The sequence below is a fragment of the Sodalis sp. dw_96 genome (assembly GCF_018449575.1).
In the GTDB taxonomy this organism is placed as follows: Bacteria; Pseudomonadota; Gammaproteobacteria; order Enterobacterales; family Enterobacteriaceae; genus Acerihabitans.
The window spans coordinates 1-2,358 of the sequence record NZ_JAAVUT010000045.1 but is presented as its reverse complement, the minus strand read 5'-3'; the positions used below and the strand labels follow the sequence as shown (position 1 = coordinate 2,358).

Sequence of the window (2,358 nt, the reverse complement as noted above, 5' to 3'; positions counted from 1 at the left end):
TCCAGCCAGGTCAGCAGGTTTTCAATCTTCTGCGCGGTACGGTCGCCCGGTTTGCTCAGGCCCAGATGGTCGGCCACTTCGGCATAACGACGACGGGCCTGCGGACGGTCATACTGACTGAATGCCGCCTGTTTGGTGGGGTTGTCGTTGGCGTTGTAGCGGATCACGTTGGAAATCAGCATGGCGTTGGCCAGGCCATGGGGAATGTGGAATTCCGAACCCAGCTTATGGGCCATGGAGTGACAGACGCCCAGGAAGGCGTTGGCAAACGCGATGCCGGCGATGGTGGCGGCGTTATGCACACGTTCACGGGCCACCGGGTTTTTAGCCCCTTCATGATAGCTGGCCGGCAGGAACTCTTTGAGCAGCTTGATGGCCTGCAGCGCCTGGCCGTCGGAAAACTCGGTGGCCATAATGGACACATAGGCTTCCAGTGCATGGGTCACCGCATCCAGTCCGCCGAAGGCGCAGAGGGATTTCGGCATGTTCATCACCAGGTTGGCATCGACAATCGCCATGCTCGGCACCAGGGCATAATCCGCCAAAGGATATTTCTGGCCGGTGGCATCGTCGGTGACCACGGCGAACGGGGTCACTTCCGAACCGGTGCCGGAGGTGGTGGTGATGGCGATCATTTGAGCTTTAACGCCCATTTTCGGGAACTTGTAGATACGTTTACGGATATCCATAAAACGCAGCGCCAGCTCTTCGAACGGGGTGCCGGGGTGTTCATACATGACCCACATGATCTTGGCGGCATCCATCGGCGAGCCGCCGCCCAGGGCAATGATGACATCCGGTTTGAAGGACATAATCTGTTCGGCGCCTTTGCGCACGATGCTCAGGGTCGGGTCCGCTTCCACTTCGAAGAAGACTTCGGTTTCAATACCGTGGCCTTTCAGTACCGAGGTGATCTGGTCGGCATAGCCGTTGTTGAACAGATAACGGTCCGTCACGATAAAGGCGCGTTTGGCGCCGTCGCTGGCCACTTCATCCAGGGCAATCGGCAATGAACCACGACGGAAATAGATGGATTTGGGAAGCTTATGCCACATCATATTTTCAGCTCGCTTGGCCACGGTTTTGGTATTGATCAGGTGTTTCGGTCCGACGTTTTCGGAGATCGAGTTACCGCCCCAGGAGCCGCAGCCCAGCGTCAGGGACGGAGCCAGTTTGAAGTTGTAAAGGTCGCCGATACCGCCCTGTGAAGCCGGGGTGTTAATCAGAATACGGGCGGTCTTCATGGTTTCGCCGAAGAAGTTCACACGTTCGGTTTGATTGTCCTGATCGGTATAGAGGCAGGAGGTATGGCCGATACCGCCCATTTCCACCAGTTTTTCCGCTTTGGTCACCGCGTCTTCAAAGTTTTTGGCGCGATACATGGCCAGCATCGGCGAGAGTTTTTCATGGGCAAAAGGTTCGGTTTCGTCCACTACGGTGACTTCGCCAATCAGCACCTTGGTGGTGCCCGGTACGGTTAACCCGGCCATGGCGGCGATTTTCACCGCCGGCTGACCGACGATACCGGCATTCAGCCCGCCGTTTTTCAGGATGATGCCCTGAACCGCTTTCAGCTCTTCGCCGCGCAGCATGTAGCCGCCGTGGCTGGCAAAGCGTTCACGCACCGCGTCATAGATTTCGTCCACGACGATAACCGACTGTTCGGAGGCGCAGATGACGCCGTTATCGAAGGTTTTGGACATCAGGATGGAGGCCACCACCCGTTTGATATCGGCGGTTTCATCCACCACGACCGGGGTATTGCCGGCGCCGACGCCGATGGCGGGTTTACCCGAGCTGTAGGCGGCTTTCACCATGCCCGGTCCGCCGGTGGCGAGGATGAGGTTAACCAGCGGATGGTGCATAAGCTGGTTGGAGAGTTCAACGGTGGGTTCATCAATCCAGCCTATGATGTCTTTCGGCGCGCCGGCGGCAATGGCGGCTTTCAGGACAATTTCGGCGGCTTTGTTGGTGGCTTTCTTGGCCCGCGGATGCGGTGAGAAAACGATGCCGTTGCGGGTTTTCAAGCAGATGAGCGCTTTGAAGATAGCGGTGGACGTGGGGTTTGTCGTCGGTACGATGCCGCAGATGATGCCGATGGGTTCGGCAATGGTGATGGTGCCGAAGGTATCGTCCCGGGCCAGGATGCCGCAGGTTTTTTCATCTTTATAGGCGTTATAAATATATTCGGAAGCGAAGTGGTTTTTGATCACCTTGTCTTCCACGATGCCCATGCCGGATTCCTCGACGGCCATTTTGGCAAGGGGAATACGGGCATCGGCAGCGGCAAGCGCGGCGGCGCGGAAAATCTTGTCCACCTGCTCCTGGCTAAAGTTGGCATATTCGCGCTGGGCTTTT

Annotated in this window: 1 protein-coding gene; it reads right to left on the bottom strand. The window is 57.2% G+C overall.

Going from position 1 to position 2,358, the window contains the following annotated elements:
- On the bottom strand, positions 1–2,358 hold a 2,358-nt coding region (gene adhE, locus HB631_RS26670), incomplete at both ends, for a bifunctional acetaldehyde-CoA/alcohol dehydrogenase (protein WP_213994194.1).